Source organism: Rhizobium indicum (genome assembly GCF_005862305.2).
Taxonomy (GTDB): domain Bacteria; phylum Pseudomonadota; class Alphaproteobacteria; order Rhizobiales; family Rhizobiaceae; genus Rhizobium; species Rhizobium indicum.
In genome coordinates this window covers 1232132-1254406 of record NZ_CP054021.1, presented here as the reverse complement: position 1 = coordinate 1254406, position 22275 = coordinate 1232132, and the positions used below count along the sequence as shown (strand labels likewise).

General features: G+C 61.4%; 25 protein-coding genes and 1 pseudogene. 18 read left to right on the top strand and 8 right to left on the bottom strand.

Annotated elements, in window-relative coordinates; translation table 11 throughout:
* The first annotated feature begins 134 nt into the window (after positions 1-134).
* From FFM53_RS06210 to FFM53_RS06170, 9 genes are all read left to right on the top strand, one after another.
* A complete protein-coding gene (locus tag FFM53_RS06210; RefSeq protein ID WP_130667720.1) occupies positions 135-350 on the top strand; it encodes a hypothetical protein in 216 nt (71 codons plus the stop codon).
* Between the two features lie 188 nt (positions 351-538).
* A complete protein-coding gene (locus FFM53_RS06205) occupies positions 539-2896 on the top strand; it encodes a putative monovalent cation/H+ antiporter subunit A (RefSeq protein ID WP_138387727.1) in 2358 nt (785 codons plus the stop codon).
* Positions 2897-2900: 4 nt separating this feature from the next.
* Positions 2901-3320 carry a Na(+)/H(+) antiporter subunit B gene (locus FFM53_RS06200; protein WP_138387726.1) on the top strand — a complete coding sequence of 140 codons (420 nt, stop codon included), beginning with the start codon at positions 2901-2903 and terminating at the stop codon, positions 3318-3320.
* Complete coding sequence (locus FFM53_RS06195) at positions 3320-3697, top strand: Na+/H+ antiporter subunit C (protein WP_138388020.1); 378 nt, start codon at positions 3320-3322, stop codon at positions 3695-3697. Before FFM53_RS06200 ends, FFM53_RS06195 begins: the two co-directional genes overlap by 1 nt.
* A 387-nt stretch (positions 3698-4084) precedes the next feature.
* Positions 4085-5635: a Na+/H+ antiporter subunit D gene (locus FFM53_RS06190; RefSeq protein WP_138387725.1), complete on the top strand. Its 1551-nt coding sequence runs from the start codon at positions 4085-4087 to the stop codon at positions 5633-5635.
* Positions 5632-6105, top strand: a complete 474-nt coding sequence (locus tag FFM53_RS06185; RefSeq protein ID WP_138328511.1) for a Na+/H+ antiporter subunit E — start codon at positions 5632-5634, stop codon at positions 6103-6105. Before FFM53_RS06190 ends, FFM53_RS06185 begins: the two co-directional genes overlap by 4 nt.
* On the top strand, positions 6102-6455 hold the full coding sequence (locus FFM53_RS06180; protein WP_138328510.1) for a cation:proton antiporter: 354 nt from the start codon (positions 6102-6104) through the stop codon (positions 6453-6455). Before FFM53_RS06185 ends, FFM53_RS06180 begins: the two co-directional genes overlap by 4 nt.
* A complete protein-coding gene (gene mnhG, locus FFM53_RS06175; RefSeq protein WP_138328509.1) occupies positions 6452-6784 on the top strand; it encodes a monovalent cation/H(+) antiporter subunit G in 333 nt (110 codons plus the stop codon). The genes FFM53_RS06180 and mnhG overlap by 4 nt, the downstream gene beginning before the upstream one ends.
* Before the next feature lie 440 nt (positions 6785-7224).
* Positions 7225-7656 (top strand): Ros/MucR family transcriptional regulator, encoded by a 432-nt coding sequence (locus FFM53_RS06170; RefSeq protein WP_003546634.1) that lies wholly within the window; start codon positions 7225-7227, stop codon positions 7654-7656.
* Positions 7657-7898: 242 nt separating this feature from the next.
* Here FFM53_RS06170 and FFM53_RS06165 read toward each other — a convergent pair whose 3' ends face one another.
* Together FFM53_RS06165 and FFM53_RS06160 are read right to left on the bottom strand one after the other, a co-directional pair.
* Positions 7899-8321, bottom strand: coding sequence for a SufE family protein (locus FFM53_RS06165; RefSeq protein ID WP_017959631.1), 423 nt, complete (start codon positions 8319-8321; stop codon positions 7899-7901).
* Positions 8322-8650: 329 nt separating this feature from the next.
* Positions 8651-9145, bottom strand: coding sequence for a DUF5330 domain-containing protein (locus tag FFM53_RS06160; protein ID WP_029875299.1), 495 nt, complete (start codon positions 9143-9145; stop codon positions 8651-8653).
* Positions 9146-9557: 412 nt separating this feature from the next.
* Here FFM53_RS06160 and FFM53_RS06155 point away from each other — a divergent pair, with 412 nt between their 5' ends.
* From FFM53_RS06155 to FFM53_RS06135, 5 genes and pseudogenes are all read left to right on the top strand, one after another.
* The gene (locus tag FFM53_RS06155; protein ID WP_204327197.1) at positions 9558-11138 is read left to right on the top strand and encodes a sensor histidine kinase; all 1581 of its coding nucleotides are present in this window, start codon (positions 9558-9560) and stop codon (positions 11136-11138) included.
* A pseudogene (locus FFM53_RS06150) lies at positions 11110-12056 on the top strand (peptidoglycan-binding domain-containing protein). The gene FFM53_RS06155 and the pseudogene FFM53_RS06150 overlap by 29 nt, the downstream one beginning before the upstream one ends.
* 511 nt (positions 12057-12567) lie before the next feature.
* Positions 12568-12918, top strand: coding sequence for a hypothetical protein (locus FFM53_RS06145; RefSeq protein ID WP_138328506.1), 351 nt, complete (start codon positions 12568-12570; stop codon positions 12916-12918).
* A gap of 171 nt (positions 12919-13089) precedes the next feature.
* Positions 13090-13857: a Crp/Fnr family transcriptional regulator gene (locus FFM53_RS06140; RefSeq protein WP_138387724.1), complete on the top strand. Its 768-nt coding sequence runs from the start codon at positions 13090-13092 to the stop codon at positions 13855-13857.
* Positions 13858-13903: 46 nt separating this feature from the next.
* Complete coding sequence (locus FFM53_RS06135; RefSeq protein WP_029875294.1) at positions 13904-14110, top strand: hypothetical protein; 207 nt, start codon at positions 13904-13906, stop codon at positions 14108-14110.
* Between the two features lie 37 nt (positions 14111-14147).
* On the opposite strand, the gene FFM53_RS06130 is transcribed toward FFM53_RS06135, so the two are convergent.
* Both FFM53_RS06130 and FFM53_RS06125 read right to left on the bottom strand, forming a co-directional pair.
* The gene (locus FFM53_RS06130) at positions 14148-14324 is read right to left on the bottom strand and encodes a hypothetical protein (protein ID WP_166471192.1); all 177 of its coding nucleotides are present in this window, start codon (positions 14322-14324) and stop codon (positions 14148-14150) included.
* Between the two features lie 317 nt (positions 14325-14641).
* Positions 14642-15679, bottom strand: coding sequence for an AraC family transcriptional regulator (locus FFM53_RS06125; RefSeq protein WP_138387723.1), 1038 nt, complete (start codon positions 15677-15679; stop codon positions 14642-14644).
* 58 nt (positions 15680-15737) lie between these two features.
* Between FFM53_RS06125 and FFM53_RS06120 the strand changes: the two genes are divergently transcribed.
* The 3 genes from FFM53_RS06120 to FFM53_RS06110 all read left to right on the top strand — a co-directional run bounded on the left by FFM53_RS06120 (position 15738) and on the right by FFM53_RS06110 (position 18703).
* Positions 15738-16712 (top strand): oxidoreductase, encoded by a 975-nt coding sequence (locus tag FFM53_RS06120; RefSeq protein ID WP_138328503.1) that lies wholly within the window; start codon positions 15738-15740, stop codon positions 16710-16712.
* A 135-nt stretch (positions 16713-16847) separates the two neighbouring features.
* Positions 16848-18296 (top strand): methyl-accepting chemotaxis protein, encoded by a 1449-nt coding sequence (locus FFM53_RS06115; RefSeq protein WP_138328502.1) that lies wholly within the window; start codon positions 16848-16850, stop codon positions 18294-18296.
* A 62-nt stretch (positions 18297-18358) separates the two neighbouring features.
* Positions 18359-18703, top strand: a complete 345-nt coding sequence (locus tag FFM53_RS06110; RefSeq protein WP_138388018.1) for a DUF1491 family protein — start codon at positions 18359-18361, stop codon at positions 18701-18703.
* 66 nt (positions 18704-18769) lie between these two features.
* Here the strand turns inward: FFM53_RS06110 and FFM53_RS06105 are convergent, their stop codons facing one another.
* Both FFM53_RS06105 and FFM53_RS06100 read right to left on the bottom strand, forming a co-directional pair.
* The gene (locus FFM53_RS06105; protein WP_138387722.1) at positions 18770-19819 is read right to left on the bottom strand and encodes a DUF2336 domain-containing protein; all 1050 of its coding nucleotides are present in this window, start codon (positions 19817-19819) and stop codon (positions 18770-18772) included.
* 249 nt (positions 19820-20068) lie between these two features.
* On the bottom strand, positions 20069-20275 hold the full coding sequence (locus tag FFM53_RS06100; protein ID WP_138387721.1) for a hypothetical protein: 207 nt from the start codon (positions 20273-20275) through the stop codon (positions 20069-20071).
* A 540-nt stretch (positions 20276-20815) separates the two neighbouring features.
* Here FFM53_RS06100 and FFM53_RS06095 point away from each other — a divergent pair.
* Complete coding sequence (locus FFM53_RS06095; RefSeq protein WP_167334090.1) at positions 20816-20983, top strand: hypothetical protein; 168 nt, start codon at positions 20816-20818, stop codon at positions 20981-20983.
* A 13-nt stretch (positions 20984-20996) separates the two neighbouring features.
* On the opposite strand, the gene FFM53_RS06090 is transcribed toward FFM53_RS06095, so the two are convergent.
* Together FFM53_RS06090 and FFM53_RS06085 are read right to left on the bottom strand one after the other, a co-directional pair.
* Positions 20997-21545: a DUF1254 domain-containing protein gene (locus tag FFM53_RS06090; RefSeq protein WP_017963550.1), complete on the bottom strand. Its 549-nt coding sequence runs from the start codon at positions 21543-21545 to the stop codon at positions 20997-20999.
* Positions 21538-22125, bottom strand: coding sequence for a DUF1214 domain-containing protein (locus FFM53_RS06085; RefSeq protein ID WP_029875289.1), 588 nt, complete (start codon positions 22123-22125; stop codon positions 21538-21540). The genes FFM53_RS06090 and FFM53_RS06085 overlap by 8 nt, the downstream gene beginning before the upstream one ends.
* Positions 22126-22275 lie beyond the last annotated feature (150 nt).

Here is a 22275-nt window from a genome sequence, read left to right as displayed (position 1 = left end):
GCGTTCAGTTCATCAAGTCTCCCGCTGGCGCGCCATGAGATTGGCCGCATACCCAATTAGGGGAAGAGGCTTGCTTTTACATCCGTTAGGGGTTTTCTGTTAGGGTTAATGTTGCGTGCATTGGAGAATCACTGGTGTTTGAAACAGCAATCGTCCTGCTCTACGGCCTCGTGGCCGTGGCAGCCATGGCGGTCACACTGTTGGAAGGCTGGGCCAACCATGACGGCGTGACGCTTCATCGTCTCGCCGGGCTCGTCGCCTGTCTGCTCTGGCCGCTGACGCTTGTGGTCTTCATCCTCCACGGCTGCATCGCTCGGCTGCTGACGCGTCTTTCGAGATCGACGGCCTGATCGGCTTTGAACATCACCATGCAGTGCGGCTCGCGGCCGAAATCACTTGAGACGCTCCCCCGTTTCGCCTAAGCCAGAGGACAGGCCGGTTTTCTCCGGGTTTTCGTCTGTTGCCTTTACAGCGCCGCGCGCCTTGTCGGACGTGCAAAGGACTGTAACATTTTGAATTATGCAGTAGAGGAGGGGACATGGCCGATGTCACGGCTCTGACATTTCTGGCCCTGTGTCTGCCGCTCGTCGGCGCTCTTGCCGCCCCCTTCGTCATCCGCATCTTCGGCGCAAACGGTGCCTGGCTCCTGGCGATCGCTCCCTTGCTCGCCTTCCTGCATTTCCTGCGTTTCATTCCCAAGATCGCGCGCGGCGAGGTCGTTACCGGCGGCTATTCCTGGGTGCCGAGCTATCATCTCTCTTTCTCCTGGTTCCTCGATGGCCTGTCGCTGGCTTTCGCGCTGCTGATCACCGGCATCGGCACCTTGATCGTGCTTTATGCCGGCGGCTATCTCAAAGGACACAAGGATCAGGGCCGCTTCTTCTCTTTCATCTTCCTCTTCATGGGCGCGATGCTCGGCGTCGTCGTTTCCGACAGTTTCCTGATGCTCTTCGTCTTCTGGGAACTGACGTCGATCACCTCCTTCCTGCTGATCGGTTTCGATCACGAGCGTGAGGCGGCTCGCCGCGCCGCCCTGCAGGCGCTTGTTGTGACCGGCGGGGGAGGGCTCTGCCTGTTGGCCGGTCTGCTGCTGCTCTGGAACATCTCAGGCGTCACGGAGATGTCACAGCTCATCGGCGCAGGCGATATCGTGCGCGAAAGCCCGTTCTATCTGGCTGCCCTCCTTCTGGTCCTGGGCGGCGCCTTCACCAAGTCGGCGCAATTTCCCTTCCATTTCTGGCTGCCGAATGCCATGGAGGCGCCGACGCCGGTTTCCGCCTATCTGCATTCAGCCACCATGGTGAAGGCAGGCGTCTATCTGCTGATGCGGCTCAATCCCGTCATGGGGGCGACCCCTGCCTGGGAGATCCTACTGCCCTTCTTCGGCGGGCTGACGCTGGTGGTCGGCACAGCGCTTGCCATCCGCCAGACCGACCTGAAGCTCCAGCTCGCCTATACCACCGTCTCCTCGCTCGGCCTGCTCGTCATGCTGATCGGCTTCGGCTCGGACCATGCGGTGGAGGCGGCGGCGCTCTATCTGGTGGCGCATTCCCTCTTCAAAGGCGCGCTCTTCATGGTCGCCGGCATCATCGATCACGAGACCGGCACGCGCGATATTACCAGGCTCAGTGGCCTGATGCGGGCGATGCCGGTCACCTGGATGATCGCCCTTGCGGCGGCCTTCTCGATGGCCGGCCTGCCGCCCTTCTTCGGCTTCCTCGCCAAGGAGGAGATCTATACGGCGCTCGTCAGTGGCGATGTCCGCGCACTCACCTTTACCGCCATAACCGTCTTCGGCAATGCGCTGATGTTTGCCGTCGCCTTCGCCGTGGCGCTGAAACCCTTCATCGGCCAACCGGTGGAGACGCCGAAACCGCCGCACGAAGCGCCCGTCCTGCTTTGGCTCGGCCCGGCCGTTCTCGCCGTCCTCGGCCTGCTCGCGGCGATCTTTTCGACCTTCACCCATATCGTCCTATCCTCGCCGATCGCATCCGCCATCCGCCAGACACCCGTCGAAATCGACATTTCGCTGACGCCGCATATCGGCCTGCCCTTGGCGCTCTCTGCCCTGACCGTGCTGCTCGGCATCGGCGTCTACTGGCAGCTCGCCCGCGCCCGTTTCCTGATGGCCGTTTTCCTGCGCGCGGCCGGACCTGGGCCGGACCATGGTTTTGATGTTGCTATATCCGGCCTTGTCCGCTTTTCCGGCCGCCTCATGCGTGTGCTCCAGCCGGGGAGGCTGGAGATCTATGTCACCTGCACCTTCCTCTGCGTTGCCGCCATCCTCATCGTCCCGCTCGTCGTCTATGGTGAACTGCCGCGCCTTCCGGCCTGGCCGGCCGATGTCAGGCTCTATGAATGGGCAGTCCTCCTGATCGCCGCCTTCGGCCTTGCCGCCGTGCTGGTTGCCCGCGACCGGTTGACGGCGATCGTTTCGCTCGGCATCCAGGGCTTCGCCGTCGCCATCATCTTCCTGCTGTTCGGCGCGCCGGATCTGTCCTTCACCCAGTTCATGGTCGAAACCCTTTCGGTGGTGATCCTCGCCCTCGTCATGACCAGGCTTCGTCTTTCTCCCGCCGATCGGCGGCCGCTCGGCCGCAAGCTCTTCGACGGCGCGTTGGCGCTTGCCTGTGGCCTCGGCTTCACGCTTCTGCTGATGCGGGCGACGCAGGCGCCGTTCAACGAAGCGCTGACGGCCTTCTTCAACGCCTATTCCAAATCGATCGCCCATGGCGCCAATGTCGTCAACGTCATCATCGTCGATTTCCGCGGCACCGACACGCTCGGCGAAATCGCCGTCGTCGCGGTTACCGGCCTTGCCATCCTGGCGCTGATCCGCATTCGCGCCGGCAGCGAGCGCAAGCTTGCCGCCAATGATCCCGCGGCGGAGGGCTGATCGCATGAACACCCTCATCTTCCGCACCGTCGCCCCGTTCCTCACCGCGCTGATGCTGCTCTTTTCCGTCTTCGTGCTGCTGCGTGGTCATAACGAGCCGGGCGGCGGCTTCATCGGCGGGCTGATCGCTGCCTCGGGACTGGCGATCTACGGCATTGCCCGCGGCGTTGGCGCCGTTCGCCGGGCGCTGTTTTTCCATCCGCTGTCGATTGCCGGCTTGGGCTTGCTCCTGTCGACCGCGGCCGGTCTTTTCTCCATCCTGTTTGCCGTTCCCTTCATGACTGGCCTCTGGATCTATCCGACGCTTTTCGGCGCCGAGGTGCCGCTGTCGAGCGTCATGCTCTTCGATGTCGGCGTCTATCTCGTCGTGCTCGGCGCCATCACCTCGATCGCTCTGGCACTGGAAGAAAAGGAGGTGGAATGATGGAGCCGCTTATGGCGATCCTCGTCGGCCTGTTCTTCGCCGCCGCCATTTATCTGATGCTGTCGAAATTCTCGATCCGCATCATGCTCGGCATCGCCATCCTCGGCAACGCCGTCAATCTGCTGCTCTTTACCGGCGGCCGGCTGACGCGCGAGGTGCCGCCGATCATCCCGGCGGGTCTCGACAGTCTGCCCGCAGGCACGGCCAACCCGCTGCCACAGGCGCTTATCCTGACGGCGATCGTCATCTCCTTCTCCTTCCTCGCCTTCCTGCTGGTGCTGACCTACCGCGCCTATCAGGACCTCGGCACCGACGACACCAACGACATGCGCGCCGCCGAGCCCGACGACCGGCCGCTGCCGCCATTGGGGTATTGAGGCGGATGTTAGTGCGGATGCTCACCCCACGGCAGGCCCTCTCTCGCGGTAGCAGAGGCACCACTTGATGGCCGCCCCCACCTCTATCATCGATCTTTCCACTGCCCGGATCGCCACCGCGGTGCGGATGCTCACCCCCCTCTGCCCTGCCGGGCATCTCCCCCACAAGGGGGGAGATCGGCAAGTGGCGAAGCCTCGTCTAGGCCGATCGGCGTTGATCAGTTTGCGGGGTAATGACAGCAGCCATAGAGCTACGGGCGTCGACGCCGATGTTGGGGGAAGCCTTGGCCACCTATCGATCTCCCCCCTTGTGGGGGAGATGCCCGGCAGGGCAGAGGGGGGTGCCCCACGGCGGGCCCTCTCTCGCGACAGCGGAGGCGCCATCTGATGGCCGCCCCCACCACCGTCGATCTCTCTGCCGCCCTGATCGCCGCCCCGGTGCCGATCGGGCATTGGCTCGCCATCCTGCCGGTCGCCCATTGCATTACGCTGGGTGCCGTCCTGCTGATGCTGCGCGGCTATCCCCGTCTGCAGGCCTGGCTTGCCATCCCCGGCCTTGCGGCGCTGGCGCTGATCGATGCGGCGCTGCTTGCCAAGGTCGCGGCCGAGGGGCCGCTGACCATGGTCATGGGCCGCTGGCTGCCGCCCTTCGGCATCGCCTTCACCGTCGATCTCTTCGGTGCGTTGATGGCCTTCACCGCGGCCCTAGCCGCGCTCGCCGGCGGCATCTATGCGCTGGCCGATATCGGCGAAAGCGGCCGGCGATACGGCTTCTTCCCACTGCTCATGCTGCTGATGGCCGGCGTCACTGGCGCCTTTCTCACCGGCGATATCTTCAATCTCTATGTCTGGTTCGAGGTGCTGCTGATCTCCTCCTTCGGGCTGATCATCCTTGGTTCCGAACGTGAGCAGATCGACGGCGCGCTGAAATATGCGGTGCTCAATCTGATTGCCACGACCCTGTTCCTGGTCGGCGTCGGCATTCTCTATGCCGCCTTCGGCACGCTCAATATGGCCGATATCGCTGCAAAAGCTGGGGATTTGCGCGGCACGGCGCCGCTGATGACGCTGGCAAGCCTCTTCCTGCTCGCTTTCGGCATGAAGGCGGCAGCCTTCCCGGTCAATTTCTGGCTGCCCGCCGCCTACCATACGCCGCGCATCGTGGTCTCGGCGCTGTTTGCCGGCCTGCTGACCAAGGTCGGCATCTACGCGCTGATCCGGGTGATGGTCATGCTGCTGCCGGTGGAGCGCCAGGAATTGAGCCCGGTGATCGCACTCGCCGCCGCCGCGACCATTGTCGTCGGCGCTCTCGGCGCGCTTGCCGAAAACGATATCCGCAGGCTGTTCGGCTATGTCGTCATATCGGGCATCGGCAACATGCTCGCCGGCGTCGCCCTCGGCGGCCTTGGCGGCATCAGCGGCGCTGTCTTCTATGCGCTCCATTCGATGGTGCTGATGACGGCGCTCTATCTTGCCGCCGGCGAGATCGCCCGGCGCGGCGGCGGCTTTTCGCTGTCGTCGCTCGGCGGGCTCTACAGGCAAAGCGGCGGCTTCACCGCGCTCTCCCTCGTGCTCTTCCTGGCCGCCTGTGGCCTGCCGCCCTTTTCCGGCTTCTGGCCGAAAGTCATTCTCGTCAAGGCCTCGCTCGATCTCGGCGCCTGGTGGCTGGCAACCTCGATCCTCGTCGGCGGTTTTCTGACGACGATCGCCTTCGGTCGTCTCTTCCTGCTCGCCTATTGGCGCCCGGCGGCGATAGCACTGACGCCGTCCGGACCGAGGTGGCGCACGGGCCTGCCGCTCGCCGCGCTGACCGCGCTGGTCATCGGCTTCGGCATCTTGCCGGAACAGTTGCTGGCGCTGTCGCAATCGGCCGCCGCCGGCCTGGCCGATCCCCAGGCCTATCTTCATTCGGTCTTCCCGGAAGGGCGCGCGCCGTGATCTTCTTCCTCTTCAACCTGCTGCTTGCCACTGCCTGGGTCACTGTTACCGGCAGCGCCTCGCTGCACAATCTCGTCCTCGGCGTCCTGCTCGGGGCCCTGGCGCTGGTCATCATCCGCGAATCCTTCGGCGGCAAGGGACGTATCCCCCGCGTCCTCCCGGTACTCTCGCTCGCCGCTCTGTTCCTCAAGGAATTGTCGCTCTCGGCCTGGAAGGTCACGGTCACCGTGCTCTCGCCCGATATGAAGCTGAAGCCCGGCATCTTCGCCTTCCCGCTGACGGTGACGAGCGATTTCGAGATCACCCTGCTTGCAAACCTCATCACGCTGACTCCAGGCACGCTTTCGGTCGACGTCTCCACAGATCGCCGCACGCTCTATGTGCACGCGCTTGATTGTTCCGATCCGGAGGCGACCAAGCGTGATATTGCCTACGGTTTCGAACGCAAGATCATGGAGGCCTTCCGGTGATCACACCTGCCGCCATCGTCGCGGTCGCGTCCTCGGCCGCACTCGTCATCCTCGGCCTGGCGCTGATTCTGACTGTGTGGCGCGTCGTTGCCGGCCCGACATTGCCGGACCGGATCCTCGCCCTCGACATGCTGACCGGCATCGCTATCGGTTTCATCGCCGTCATCGCGGTCAAGACAGGCTTTTCGCTCTATATCGATATTGCCATCTCGCTCGGCCTCGTCGGTTTCCTGGCGACTGTCGCCTTCGCCCGATTCGTGCTGTCGCGCGGCAACATCAAATCGAAGCCGTCCGCATCTGCGGCAAATGGCAACACGCAAAAACGCCGGGCAGGGGGGAAGAAGCGATGATCGATTATATCGTGGCTGCCGTCACCGCCTTGCTTTTGATCGTTGGTTCGCTCTTTGCGCTTGCGGCAGCGATCGGCCTGGTCCGGCTGCCTGATCTCTATACGCGCATGCATTCGGCCTCGAAGGCGGGGACTGTCGGCTCCGGCCTGTTGCTCCTTGCCGCCGGCCTTTATTCGCAGGACCCGGCGATTCTCGCCCGCGCCATTGCCGGTTTCGTCTTCTTTCTGCTGACGGCACCGGTGGCGGCCCATCTGCTTGCCAGAGCTGCCCATCGTTCGGGATATGATCTCGGTGCACTCTCGGTCCGTGACGATATCAGGGATCGTTGAGCCTATGCTGTTCGGCGGCTTTACCAGATTTATGCAAAACTTATGCACAGGAAGCTGTGAGTAAAGCTTGCCGAAGAGCCCCTCAATTCTTCATCTGTCATTTTTTCTCAAGAAAAACGACAAATAATAATTGGCCTTTCGACCAAACGATGGTATTTGAAAATGCAAGTAGAGTTCTGATTGTGAATTGCAATCGTACTGCTTCCAAGTCCGTCAGTTTTGATTTTTAATGTCTAAACTGAGGCCATCGCCTGGGGCATGACGTAGTGGTTTCCAGTCAGGCAGTATAAGAACAGGTCACGCTCTTCGGAATCTAGGGGTGGATTTCGCGTTTTTCGAAACAGAAGGTCGCTTCCTGTGCTTTTGCTGTTCGCTTCTACGAGGCGGGTCTTTGGCGTGTCAGTCAAAGACCGTTTGAGCATGCTAACAGGAGAAAGAATATGACGGATATAGCGACCGGCAGTGCGCCGGAGCTGCTTGTGGAACTGACAGCCGACATCGTCGCGGCCTATGTCAGCAACCATGTTGTACCGGTCAGCGACCTGGCCAATCTGATTTCCGACGTGCATTCGGCACTGAGCAACACGTCCGTACCGCAGCCTGCTGCGGCGATCGTCGAAAAACAGAAGCCTGCAGTTTCTGTCCGCAAGTCCGTACAGGACGAGCAGATCACGTGTTTGGAATGCGGCGGCAACTTCAAGTCCCTCAAGCGTCACCTGATGACGCATCACAGCCTCTCGCCGGAAGAATACCGCGAGAAGTGGGACCTGCCGACCGATTACCCGATGGTAGCGCCCGCTTATGCCGAAGCGCGTTCGCGCTTGGCAAAGGAGATGGGCCTCGGGCAGCGCCGCAAGCGCGGCCGCGGCTGAGCTTTTTCGAAAGCATCGACGACAAAAGCCGGGTCTTGTGCCCGGCTTTTTTGTGCCTTCGCAAGACGAAGAAATACCTTTCGGGTATTTCGAGCGTCGCAACTGATTCGGCCGGACGCCCACGGCAGCGTAAGAGATCCCGTCTTATGCTTTGCCGACAGGCTTAGAATGTATTCCTATACTATGAGCAAGTGTTAATATACTGGATTGCGGCTCTCAAAGCCGGCCAGCCACGATCGCGGTCAAGCCGCAGCGCGGACTCTTGCCTCTTCGCGGATCCTGTTCACCATCGAGCGCAATCCGTTCGAGCGCTGCGATGACAGGTTCTCCACCAGGCCGATCTTCGAGAATATCTCGAAGGCATCGAGCCCGGCGATCTCGGATGCGGTCTTGCCGGAATAGGTGGCAAGCACGATGGCGACGAGGCCGCGCACGATATGGGCGTCGGAATCACCCTCGAAGCTCATGACCGGATTGTCGGGATCGCCTGCTGTATGGCTCACCAGCCACACCTGGCTGGCGCAGCCCATCACCTTGTTCTCCGAGGTACGCTTCTCCTCGGCCAGGTCGGGCAGCGCCTTGCCGAGCTCGATGACATAACGGTAGCGATCTTCCCAATCGTCCAGGAAAGCGAAGTCGTCGATGATCTGGTCGAGGGATGCCATGGAGAAGCCTTTCACTATTAAAGCAGTTCCAGCAAAAGTGCGCAGCGGTTTTGCGTCCGGAATGCGTCAGGAAGTGCTCTAAGACTGCATATAGGTGAAAGACCGGCAGATTTGAACCGTTAAAAAGAAACGCCGTGAGGGATGGGCATCCTCACGGCGCAGCAACATGCTGAATTAAACAGGGCAGGCACGTCAGGCATGGGGCATCTCCGCGTCATGCGGACCACCGATGCAAGCTCAAAGCAATTCCAGGAAAAGTGCGAAGTGGTTTTCCGACTGGAATTGCGTAAGAACAAATGCGTTGCGGGCGATTACCCGCAGGAATTTCGTCAGGTCGCCGGCTTCGGCGTCGGCAGCGGGATCGCGCCGGTCACCACCGTCTCAGAGGAGGCGTCATCTTCGACCGGCGGACGGTAAGGCATCGGCTGGTTGAGCGCGGCTTTTGCCTCGCGCACCTTTTCCTGGATGGCAGGCGTGGTGAGGGAAGGCATGTTGAGCGCCACCGGCATCTGCGGTTCGGCAAGCTTTGCGGTCGCCGGCGCCTCGTCCTTGAACTGGCTGTCGAGAAGTTCATAGGCAACGCGGGCGCCTTCGCGGGCCCGGTAGCCGAGTGCGGTGAGGGTCTCCGTACCCTTGGCGCAGACTTCGGGCTTCTCCGAGCACATGCCGGTCAAATAGTCATAGGCGCCGCTTGCCGCCGTGAACGCGTCGGACAGCTGCAATTGCGGGCCGTTGGCGAGCTTGTCGGAACTCTCCGTGCTGAAGACGGAAAGAAGCACGAGCACGAGGCCAAACCAGAAGGATCCTTTGATCAGAAACCACATTGTCGTTGCCCATCCTGTTTCCCCGTCCGGTTCTTGTTGCCGAATCAGGCCGGTTGTCCGGTGTGTTTTCACCCTACCGCCAAGTTGCGAATGCCGCTTTTCGAAACTCACGCGCATTTGCGGCAAATTTAGTTCAAATTTTAGCGAACGGCATTTGAGGGACATTTTAGTCGAATGCGAGCGATCGCCGTTAAGCATCAGGGCAGCACCTGCTTGCAATTGCAGGACTTTTGCCGGCTCGCCTTGCCACAGGAGTTAACGCAATGCTGAAATATGAGGAAAATCCGTCGCTTACCCCCTATTAACCACAAAAGGCAAAGAGCCTTCCAGATGCTTCAAAACGAGAATTTCAGCCGTTTCAGGCTGTGAACAGCGCTTTTGCCTTATCCTTTCTTTAAGTCGCCAAGGCCTATTGTCCGGATCGATAGACAGCCTTTCGGGCGGGTATTGCGTGCGTGTATTGAGTAACATTGGCGGCTGGATGACGGCCCTCGTAGACCGGGCAGCGACAAGCTGGCTCTCCCGGACGGGCGGCGGTGAAGCCGTGCGCCAACGCGAGCTCGCGATCCTGCGCCGCCTCGTGCTGCTCTCGTCGGCTGCTCTCGTTGCCGCTCCTATCGGCCTTTCGGCGGTCACCAGTCCGGCCGTGGCGCTGCCGGCAGGTGTCGCCATGGTCTGCGCCGCCTTTCTCTTTTCTGCCGTCGGCAGCATCGCGCTCGCCCGTCAGGGTTCGTCCGCCGGTATCGCCACGCAGTCGGCCGAGGATTTCTTCCTTGCCGCCACCCCGGGCCTCGTCTTCTTCCTCGACCCGCACGGCAGTGTGGCGACCGTCGGCGGTCGCGACCGGCGCGATTTCCTCGCCTGGATGCGCGATCCCAAGGGCAGGGGCTTCCTCGAACAAGTGCATGTCTCCGACCGCATTCTTTTCCTGCAGGCGCTCGATGGCCTGCGCCGGGGCGAGGATGCTCAGAGCGTCGACCTGCGCCTCGACCGGCCTTCGGTCTCGCGTGATCAGCGCCAGTTCGCCTATCTGAGAATGGACATGACGGCCCGACGCGATGCCGACGGCGAGCTTGCCGCCATCATTGCCCAGCTGCGCGATGTCTCCGTCGAGCAGCAGCTGCGTGACGAAGCCCAGAACCGCGCGGCCGATGCCGAATCAGCAAATGACGCCAAATCGCGCTTCCTCGCGGCCGTCAGCCATGAGCTGCGCACGCCGCTGAACGCCATTCTCGGTTTTTCCGACATCCTGATCGGCGAATATTTCGGCAAGTTCGAAAACGACCGCCAGCGCGAATATGTCGGCCTGGTCCGCGAATCCGGGGCGCATCTGCTGTCTGTCGTCAACACTATGCTCGACATGAGCAAGATCGAGGCCGGCCGCTACGAGCTGATCCTCGAAGCCTTCGACATATCGAGCTCCGTCAAATCCTGCGAATCGATGCTGGCATTGCAGGCCAAGACCAAGGGCCTCACGCTGACCAGCCGTATCCAGCGCGGCCTCGGCGAGGTCGTCGCCGATCAGCGCGCCATCCAGCAGATCCTCATCAATCTCGTCGGCAATGCCATAAAGTTCACCGAGGCCGGCGGCGTCGTCTCGGTCGATGCGGCAGCGCGCGACGGCATCCTCAAGCTGACGGTCAGCGACACCGGCATCGGCATCCCGGCCGACAAGCTGGCATTGCTCGGCCAGCCCTTCGTCCAGATCCAGAACGATTATACCCGCCGCTTCGAAGGCTCCGGCCTCGGTCTCTCCCTGGTCAAGGGGCTGGTAGCGCTGCATGGCGGGTATTTCGCCATCGCCAGCCAGCCGGGCGAAGGCACGATTATCACCATCGAGATTGCGACGGACGGCTCGGGTGCACAGCACGCCGAAGACGCCGGTCATGGCGCGACTGTCGAGTTTCCGCCGCGGCTGAAGGGCGCGGTCAATAGTGGTGCAGGATTGGAAGAGGGGCGTTTCGATGGCCGCGCGCAAGCGAAAATCGCCTAAGGGAAAACGGCAGCAGCCGGGCCTTCTGATGTCAGGCGCTGCCGCCCTCGGCGGGCTCGGCCTGCAGGGCGCATCCGTGCTCGGCGGGGTCGGCCTGCAGGGCGCCTCGGTGCTCGGCGGCGTCATCGGCCGCAATCCGTCGGTCGCCGGCGGCGCGATCACCTTCGCCGTCATCTTCTCCTTCGTCGCCGCCAATGCGCTCTGGTATCAGCCGGGCCTGCATCCGCATCCGATCTTCCGCACCCGCGATCCGCAGTCTCCGACCGTGATCGGCGCCCGCCGCCCGGCCGAGGAGCAACAGGGCGACGTCACCACCTTCCGGATCGAACGGCCGCAGGATACCGCCACCACCAACGCGACACCGGCGCCTGCCGCACCCGGCCAGCAGCCGAGCCAGCTCGTCATGGACATCCAGCAGCAGCTGGTGCGTCGCGGCCTCTATAACGGCATACCCGACGGCATTATCGGCCCCGCACCAGTGCGGCCATTCTGTTCTTCGAGGAAACCGTCGGCATGACCCAGACCGGCGATCCGACACCAGAGGTGCTAGTGGCGCTGAAGACCGATGCTGCCGGCCCCTCGACCGTACCCGCCGAAAGGCCGCCCGAGGATGTGAGCTCGAAGGCGGCGGCGGAAGACCCGGTGGCCGCGGCGATCCGCAGCGCCGAGAAGACCGTCAAAACGGTTCCATCTGCGGCAAAGCAGGTTCCATCCAGCCAAATCACCAATGTCGACCTGGTGTTGAAGATCCAGAAGGGTCTTTCCAACATGGCCTATGCCAATGTCGGCGTCGACGGCGTTGCCGGCGAACAGACCCGCGCGGCCATCCGCCATTTTCAGAAGCACTACAACCTGCCCGAAGACGGCGAGCCGAACCAGGCTGTGCTGAAGAAACTTAAGGACATCGGGGCGATCTAGCTTCCGCGCCTCGCAAAACGGCGCCAGGTCAGTATGGCAAGGCCTTCCTGCACCGCATTGCCGGATGAATCGAAACTGCCGCACGTGACAAGCGTCCCTCGGGCCAATCCCAGCGTCTCGATCCTGAAGCAATGTCAGACGCGAAGGGGCCCTTAGATATTTTTCTGTCGAGCTAAGCTTGCAAGCGGTCGAACCGTTAGTTCTACTAGCCTCGGAGCTCCAACCGGACTACTGAAGATGAGTAGGGCCGCCTATCCCGATTGCGGACCCGACAGCTGACGCCGGCCGCTCCAGCGCGCTGAGAGTCGATACACACGGAACTATTGTTGCAACGGCTCGTTGTGCCCGTCAGTATGTGCAAGCTGTGCCAATCTGGCGCGATGTCGTGAAGAATAGAGGGATTTTCCCGTTTTCTTCCTATGGCCAACGAAAAGGCAGACGAGCTTTTTACCCATCCGGTCTGCAACTCACCGACTTCCCGATCATATCAAAAACGCGAGAGGAAATAGCGATGAAACGTCGACCGGCTTCGTCAAGCCAAGTGCAATGTGAACGCAGGGAGGAATTTGACGACGGGCCGCGGCTTGGCCTCGGCAACAGACAAAACAAGGCTATCAGATTTCTCGACCAATATTATCCAGAACCGCAGCCGACTTCGGTGATCCCGGGGGTATCGGATATCACCATGGAAGAGCTGATAGCGCGAGACGTTGTCGCCGAGGTTCGAGCTCCCGATGGGAAAGAACGTGTTTTCATTCTCGCTGCGCGCGGGGAAGATGAAGTTCGCCGACTCAAACTTCAGGAGACATCGCTCCGAAACGGCATCGGCAAACGACGACCAGTCGCCGCATCACAAGCGTAACCAGTGTGGGCCAAATCCTCCTTCCAAAACAACGCCTAGGTGCAACTCCGTACGATTTCGTACAAAAGTTGTTGCGCAATGCAGTTTTTAAGCGCAACCTTATATATGACGTCAGCCACGTAAGGGCGCTGACGTTTGGAAGATCGTCGTGCTTTCGCCCCAGAGAGCACGATGACCAACCAAAATATGAGCACGTTCCAGAACCATTTGTTGTGTGCCCTTGCCCCTGAAGATCGGCGCCTGCTTGCCCCCAGTCTGGAGAGAATGCAGCTCAACCTTCGTCAGTCGCTCGAAAAGGCGCATCAGCCGATCAACTTCGTCTATTTTTTCGAGACGGGTCTTGGTTCGGTGGTGGCAAGCAAAGAGGGCGGTTCAACCGTCGAGGTCGGCCTTTTCGGCAGGGATGGCATGACTGGAACGTCGCTGGTCCAGGGCGATACAGAAAGCCCGTTCGACTGCTTCGTCCAGATGGGCGGCTCGGCGCTTCGTATTTCTGCCGGCAATCTTCAAGACGCGATGTCTCAGAGCGCCGCGTTAACAGAACTCTTGATGCATTATGCCCGTACGCTCGGTATCCAGACCACCTACACCGCTCTTGCAAACGGTCAGATCAAACTGGAAGAGCGGCTGGCGCGATGGATCCTCATGGTTCACGACCGCGTCAGTGGCGACAGCTTCTATGTGACCCATGAATTTCTTGCGATGATGCTTGGCGTGCGTAGGCCGGGTGTAACAGTGGCCCTGCAAATTCTAGAAGCGAAGCACTTCATCAAATCGCAACGTGGGGCAGTTCTCGTGCAGGACCGCACCGGGCTGATGCACCTCTGCCAAGGCACCTATGGCCCGGCTGAGATAGAATACGAACGGCTGACCGGCATTCCTCTTGGTAAATCGAAGCCGGTTCCGAATGATGCCGCGCCATTGATACGGCCTGCCTGATCGACAACTGAACGCATTTGACGTCGGCAACCCTTAAGGATGATGCGTGACTTCATTTTACAATCACCATGTAGACGAGACCGCTTCGACAGTGCTCCTGATCGCCTTCCAAGAGGCCTGCGCCCGGCATGACATCTCGCCCGATAGCGAAGACGGCTCGGATCTCTTAACCGTTCTTTTGTATGCCTTTCAAAAGGGGACGACGACCAAGGATGCGCTGGTCGGCCTCGCGTTAAATCTCATTGGCAAATGAAAGGGAAAATCCCGTCCGTCTCGTCCCGGTTGGTAGATCACCTTTTGAGACGATGCGCGGCGCGATCGGAGGCATCTCGATCAGATCGGTGCAGATTGAGAATCCGGATCGCGTCCATTCTGGCGATGGCGTGTTTCTGCACAAAATAGTCAAGTTCATAAGCATCGGACACTTTTTTCCGATCCTGTGCGGGTTTGATCACGGTGACAGTCATCATTTTCTCCTTCTATACCAAATCAGTTGATTCAACTTATCAGGGTCGTGACTCGACCGGTGGAATGGTACGGAATGAGACAATGTCATGGAGGGGGAGCTGCAATTCATCTTCCGCGGACAGGCGTCGACCCTGAGCGCATCTTCGCTGGCCAACATTCCAGCCAATGGGCCGCATGTCTTCAAAAATACGTCCGGACAAATGCTACACAGGCGACGGCCATCTTTAATCCACTTCATCACGGAATGCGGGCGACAGCATTGAGAGCATGATGCTGCTGGGCCGATCGGGCCTAAAATCATGCGGATCTCGCGCCGCTACGATGCCGCCTTCAAATGCCTGTAATGCGTCGTCATCGCCTGCCCCTCGACATCCACCACCTCTTCGATCGGCCCGGCCTTGCGGGCCATCGCCACGCGGTAGCGCCTGGGCGCCATACCCGTCATTCGTTTGAAGGCGTTGCTGAAGGCGCTTTCGGATGTGTAGCCGAGCGAAAGCGCCAGTGCTGAAACCGGCATGCTGCCCTCCCGCAGCTCGCGTTCAGCAAGGCGCATGCGCCAGCCGATCAGATAGGTGAGCGGCGCAACCCCCGCCACGGTCTTGAACCGCAGGGCAAAGCTCGTGCGCGACATGCCGGCCGCCTTTGCCAGTTCGCCAAGCTGCCAGGACCGGCCGGGATCGCCATGCATCAGCCGCAGCGCCGGCGCAATGCGATCGTCGCCGAAGGCTCGGAGCCACCCGACCGTCAATGGCGCCGAGCTCATGATGTGCGCCCTCAGCACCTGCACGAACATCAACTGCGCAAGCTGGGTCGAGGCGAGCAGGGCGCCTGGCCGCTTTGCCGCCATCTCCCGGACCAACTGGTCGAGTAGCCAGCGCAGCACGCCGGCTTCGGCAAGGGCGGCGCGCACATGAATGATCGGCGGCAGTACGTCGGACAGCAGCTCCATGCCCTGCGGCCCGAGCGCGATGTGGCCGCCGAGATAATGGAAATCCTCGCCAGCGCCGTGGCGTGCCATGCCATCGACCTTCTCCTTGAAGGCGCCGACCGCATCGACGGGCGCAACGGCAAGGTCGCTCGCCAGGATGAAGGAGTGCCGGCCGTTCAAAAGTGCAACGTCGCCTGCCTCCAGAAGAATGGGTTCACTGCCATTGTCGAGGCAAAGCCAGCAGCGCCCTTTGGCGACCGCGCTGATCTTGATCCGGTTCGGCCGGGGGAAGCGAAGCGCCCAGGCGCCGCCGGCGATCAGCCCACCCGACACAAGGCAGCGCGCATCGAGCAGATTGAGCATTTCGGAGAGCGGGTCACTGATCATTTTTGAACGATGCAGCAGGAAATCGGGATTTGCAAGCATTCAGAATCCCGTTTCCCGGGCGTACATAAGGCCATCATGCAACAACGGAGGGCACGTCATGTCCACCCCACAAGCTCCCATCGGTTCCGGCTTCGGTGCGGCCTCAACCGCCGCCGACGTCATTGCCGGGCACGATCTTTCTGGCAAGGTCGCGGTCGTCACCGGCGGTTATTCCGGTCTTGGCCTCGAGACGGCTCGTGTGCTCGCCGAAGCCGGCGCCAGGGTTGTCGTCCCCGCCCGCAATCTCGGAAAAGCCAAGGCGGCCGTGGAAAACATACCCGGCCTTGCGGTGGAAAAGCTCGACCTGATGGACCCCGGGTCGATCGACGACTTCGCCGACCGCTTCCTCGAAAGCGGCGAGCCCCTGCATCTGCTCATCAACAATGCTGCCGTCATGGCGAACCCGTTGACGCGTGACGCCCGCGGTTACGAATCGCAGTTCTCCACCAATCATCTCGGCCATTTCCAGGTCACTGCCCGTCTCTGGCCGGCGCTGGTAAAGGCCGAGGGGGCGCGCGTTGTCGCCGTCTCCTCGCGCGGGCACGTCTTCTCCGGCGTCGATTTCAACGATCCGAATTTCGAGAACCGCGAATACGCGCCCTATCTCGCCTATGGCCAGTCGAAGACGGCAAATGCTCTCTTTGCGATCTCACTGGACGCTTTGGGTGCGAAGCACGGTGTCAGAGCCTTCTCACTGCATCCCGGCGGGATCGTAACCACCAATCTGGTCCGCCATCAGTCGAGCGACTTCCTCAAGGCGAGCGGCTATGTCGACGAGGACGGCAAGCCGGTCATCGATCCGGAAAACAACAAGAAGACGATTGAGCAAGGGGCGTCGACCACCGTCTGGTGCGCCGTCAGCGAGAAGCTCGAGGGTCTCGGCGGCGTCTATTGCGAGAACTGCGATATCGCCACCGCCGTCTCCGGCGATTCGACCGAGATGCTCGGTGTCCGTCCTTGGGCAACCGATCCGGAATTTGCCGAACGCCTCTGGCAGCTGAGCGAGCGGCTGACGGGCTTCATCGCCAGCTGATGGGGCGCTACATGGCCGGCCTACAGTCAGGGAGTCCGCTTTCCCTACAACCTAAGTCTAAGGTTCTGCCGCTGTTTGCAACTTATTAACCATGTTGCCTGAAGCTTTTCTGATTAGGGCGGGGGAGCGTCGGTCATGCATGCGCTGAAGGCGATAGACGATACGGCCGGAGAACCGGCGGTCGAAGCGGAAGGGCCTGATCGCGAGGCGCTGCGCCACATCCTGCTGCGTCTTGCCGAAGAAGCCTCCACCCTTGGCATCGATCTCGTCGATATCGCCGGCGCCATCCAGGACATGGCGGGAATGTCGGCCCGGCATGCCTCCGCCTTCGATCATGTCACCCGCACCGCGCTGTCGATTGCCGAGACCAACCGCTCGGTCGCCGTGTCGCTGCGCGAGACCGATCGCACGGCGGCCGAGGCACGTCACATGCTGAAAGAATCGGCTGACCGCCTGACGGGCTCCGTCGCCGAGATCGGCCACATGGTTCAGTCCTCCAACGAGATCGGCACCGAGATCGCCGGCTTCTCCAAGTCGCTTGCCGATGTCGACAATATCGCCGAGGAAATCAGCACCATCGCCCGCCAGACCAACCTGCTGGCGCTGAACGCCGCGATCGAGGCGGCGCGCGCCGGCGATGCGGGCAAGGGTTTTGCGGTCGTCGCCGCCGAGGTTCGGGCGCTGTCGCTGCAGACCTCGAAGGCGACCGGCTCCATCCAGCAGACGCTGGACGAACTGCGCGTGAAGATCGACCGGCTGTCGGCCGTCGGCAGCGATGCGCGAGAGAGCGCCGCCGGCGTGCGTGACAAGTCGGAGGCGATGCGCGGCGCCTTCGAAAGCATGGAACATGTCATCACCCGCATCCTCGACAGTTCGACTGTCATGGCCAACACCACCGAGGCGGTCGACCAGCAATGCGCCGGCTTCGTCGAGAAGCTCGGCGAGATGTCGGCCGAGGTCGCCGGCTCGAATGTCCGGCTGCAGCAGGCGGCAAAACGCGTCGACAGCGTCGTCGGCCTCTCGGAAACCCTGATCCAGCTGACGGCGAGTGCCGGCGTCAAGACCGCCGACAGCCGTTGGATCGAGGAAGCGCAGTCGGTGGCAAGACAGATTTCCGGCGCCTTCGAACGCGCCGTCGCGGAAGGTCAGATCGGGCTCGATGCTCTTTTCGAGCGACGGTATCGGCCGATACCGGGCTCTGATCCTGCACAGATGATGGCGGCCTTCACCGAACTCACCGACCGCCTGCTGCCGCCGATCCAGGAACCCGTCACAACCTTGGACGAGCGCATCGCCTTCTGCGCGGCGATCGACGAGAATGGCTATCTGCCGACCCACAACCGAAAATTCTCGCAAGCCCAGCGGCCTGGCGACAGCGTCTGGAACACTGCCAATTGCCGCAACCGCCGCATCTTTGCCGATCGCGTTGGCCTTGCAGCCGGTCGCAGCACCGCGCCCTTCCTCGTCCAGACCTACAGGCGCGACATGGGCGGCGGCAATTTCGTGATGATGAAAGATATCTCCGCTCCGATCACAGTCCGTGGACGGCATTGGGGAGGATTACGGCTGGCAGTCAAGGTCTGACCCCTGGGGTCAAACTCTGGCCCCGCATTGCCGCCACCGACGCGCCGGTCTATACCGCACCGATGAGATTACGCGCCGACATCTTCATTTCAGCCCTCCTGCGCCGCGTCTTCGCCAGCGGCGATTTCGCCGCCGTCGAGAAGAAGGGTGCGGAGGAGGCGGGTGCGATCTTCATCCGCCAGCACTTCCGCGACGGCCTGGAAACGCTCTACGCGCCGGCACCGCAGACAGCCTTCGGCGAAGGTCAGGCCGGTGACCGGCTGTTCGAGGTCCGCCTGTCGCGCGGCGATCCGGAGGCGGTCCGCGCGATGCTGGAGCGTGAACGCAAATTCGACCCCGATCTCTGGATCGTCGAGCTGGAGGCGGAGGAACTGGGGGACATGATCCCGCTTGCGAAGGGCGGCTGAGCCAAGGCGCTCGTCAGCTCAGCGTCATTTTGAACCGCTGTAGGTGGTAAGGTCATCAACCGCAGTTCAGCGAGACCGCCGCCCCATGACGCGCATGTCGCGCTGCGGCGGCGCCTGGCGGATGAAGCGATAGTCGGGCGTTGCTGCCGGCGCGGGTGCATCGGTCGCTTCCGGCTTATAGGTGTAGCGATCGGCGCGCCGCCAGGCTTCGACGCGTTCGTGGCATTCTTCCGGGTCGAGCGCATCGAGCACCATCCAGCCGCGCGTAACGTTATGCTGCTGTTCGGCAAGGTGCGGATAGAGCCTTTCGAGCACGAAGACGGCATCGAGAAAGCCCATGCCGAGGCTGGTCAGCGTCGTGGCGAGCTGCTGGCCGGAAAGATCGAGCATGATGCGCTCGGCAAGCCAGCGGCTGGCGGAAAGCGCATCGGCAAGCGCGGTTGCGAAATGCGTCGCTTCACGCGAGCGGGCAAAGCGCACCAGCAGCGCCTCTTGAATGTCGGTGAGCGTGCGCAGACCGAGCCTGTCCTCGTCGGCACGGCCGAGATGGCCGGCAAGGCCGAGGATACGCTCGCGCAACGCCTCTTCATTGGCAATCCGCTGTTCCGCCAGCGCATCTGCCTCGTTGGTCTCGGTCGGCGCTGGCGAAAGCGGCACCGCCGGCGATTCCATGACCGGCGCCGATGTGGCCGCCGACCGCGGCTGGCTCTGGCGCAGCGCCACCAAAGCATCGATGACCTTCGGCGAGAGTGAATCGCGGCTGACGATCGCCTTGACATGCGTTGCACCCTGCATGCGCGCGATGGTGATCAGCGTATCGTCGGCGATTGCCTTCGAGGCGGCAAGAAAGGGGGCTGCGATATCGATCGGCTGGTTGCCGATGAACAGCGCCACGGCGGCCGGCATGTTCTCGCATTGGGACAGCGCCGCGACCGCCTGGCGCTTGGCCTCGTCGGAGGAGGCCTGGAACAGCGGCATGAAAAGTTCGGCGAATTGGCGCAGTTCGGACCGTGTCGGATGAGACAGGTTCTCGAAACTGCTGACAGTCGCCATTAGTACCACGTCCTTTTTCCTGACGGCCAAGGGGCCTTCTAGGTCTCGAAACCGGTCACGCACAAAAACACCCCGAAAACGCAGAACAAGGGGACCAAGGCCGATATGCGCTGGCGGAACGCATGTCAGGCCATACGGTTATGAACAAATCCTACACCGGTACGGTTAATGCATGCTGAAGATTTTATTAAAATGCAACAGAAATATACACGCGGAACGTGTTGCGACATGGTTGGCCGGCAATATAAAAATGCATGGTTTGGAAGGCGTGCTGCGACGATTGCAGCATAGCTGCCGCGGTGGTGGAAAAACTCAGGCGGCCCTGTGATCGCGCAGCGCGTGCAGCAGTTTTTCGCGGCTGTCGTAACCGGCCTGATAAAGGTCGAGTGCTGTGGATGCCGCGAATTGCGCGTCGACGCTTTTGATGTCGATCCGCCGTTCTGAGCACCAGGCATCAAGCGCACTGCGCAGCACGTCGAGATCTTCAGGCGAGAAAGATGAATTGACCAGCAAAGACACCGCTTGCCCTCCGCATTCCGGCAAGAACGTGGAAAATCCCGATCGATCGGAGCCCGGAAACGTGTGACCGACATGAGCGAACATACGCGCATCTCAGCGCCTCGCAATTAAATATTTTCATGATGTATTTTTGCAACATCGCCTTTTTCCCGGCCGGCGGATTGCAGCGCCGATGTCAACTATATGAATTGGTTCTAATTTTATCCGTTGATCTCCAGCCGGCCGTTTGTGTAGGCGGCGTGAAACCAAATCAACTCTTCGCGCGTTAAAGGGGAAGTAACGTGAACTGTGTTTGGCCTCGGCTGAACATTAGTAAACTGTTAACTGTCATCTGTCTCAATTCGGATAGGAACGACGCGATTTGAGTATTTGGATCGTTGAAACTCCGCATCACGGTATTTCAATCAGGTGCCGTGGGAAAGGCGCGAATGCCCTCGGGCCGGTCATCCCGGTACTGCAGGACGCGCCGGCCCGCACATTGGCGGGCAGGGTGAAATCCATCGCAACTTCATCCGTCTCGGGCAGTGCATGGAGACGAGAATGGCAATAGTAGTCGCATTGGCGGATCGGCGGCCGCGGGCGCCGCGTCGCCCGGACAAAGAGCCCCGCGAAGCCAAGATCCTTTGGTTCACCGGCGTCCGCTACGAGCGGTTGACCGAGAGCCCGAAACATCGTCCGGCGCCCGCGCCGCGCGTCAACAAGAAGTAACCGCTCTTCAACCTCAGCGAGCGGCGAATTGCTCGCAGCCGGCTTCCGTCAGGAAGTTGCGCGCAGCCTCATCGAAGCTCGCCTGCGGCGCCAGCGTCCGCAGCACGGCATAGCCGTCCGGCCGTGCCATTTCCACCAGGATCGCCTGCTGCAATTCCTGCGGCAAGTTCTTGCGCAGGTCGGTCAGCTGGATCGGACTGCCGGCCAGCACATCGAGCGCGCCGCCGACCGATGTCCTGTCATTCATGCTGAAGACCTCGTTGGAGGCGCTGTCATAGATCGCGATCGACCAGAAGGGCACATTGCCCTTGGCGGTGAAATGTACCGGCGCATCCTCGACGTCGAAGGAGCAGACGGCGGTGCGCAGGAAGGGGTCGCCATTGGCAAGGCCGGCCTCGTCATATTGGTCGCCGAGCAGGTAGAAATTATTGAGGTCGCCCTCTGCCTCCACGCGGGTCGCCGCATCCCTGCCGGTGAAATGCGGCAGCGACAGGATGATGACGAGATGCAGCAGGGCTGCGCCGAAAAGACCGGTCAGGACCGCGAAGAATATCCTAAGCATTGCCGCATCCGGTCTTGGTGAGCTTCGGCATGGCGAGGTCGATCACGCCGGAACTGCCGGCTGTCGGTGTGTCGAACAGCGTCAGCACCAGCCGGAAGGTGCCGGCCTCTGGCAAGGCCAGCCAGTTGCCCGGCTGCGCGACGGCGGAGATCTCAACCGAGAAACTGCTGTCTTGATTGCGCAGCACGGTCCAGGAATTGAGCGCTGAGGGATGCCCGGTCTTCACCGCTGCCGGATTGCCGCCATTGTCGGCGGTAAAGAGGGTCCAGAGCCGGGCAGGCGGCGTCTGCCCGCTGATGCGGTAGCGGCAGCCGGCATTCAGCCGCGCGCCTTCGTCGTCGACACTCGCCGTGAAGGTCAGACCCTCGGCGCTGCCATAGAGCAGCTTGCCGGCGCGCGCCCGGTGCGACTTGGCATAAGGATCGGCCTCGACCGTCTGCAACGCTGGAAAGGCCTCCCAGGCGCCGAGCTTGATCGCCCCGAAACCCTGTGTCGCATCCAGCGCATAAAGCGAAATCATGATCCCGCCGCCGAAGGCGACGATCAGCGTGATCGCGATAAAGAGGGGGAATCGAAACACGTCATGACCTTGGAAACCATATCGGATGAAAGGGTTACCACTGATTCTGGCAGGGTGGAATGCCGGGCAGTGACATGGGCGATTGATCCCCGGTTATGTCCAAGCGGCAAAGCAGTCTGCCAACTGCGGCAATACGGCCTTTCACCCAGA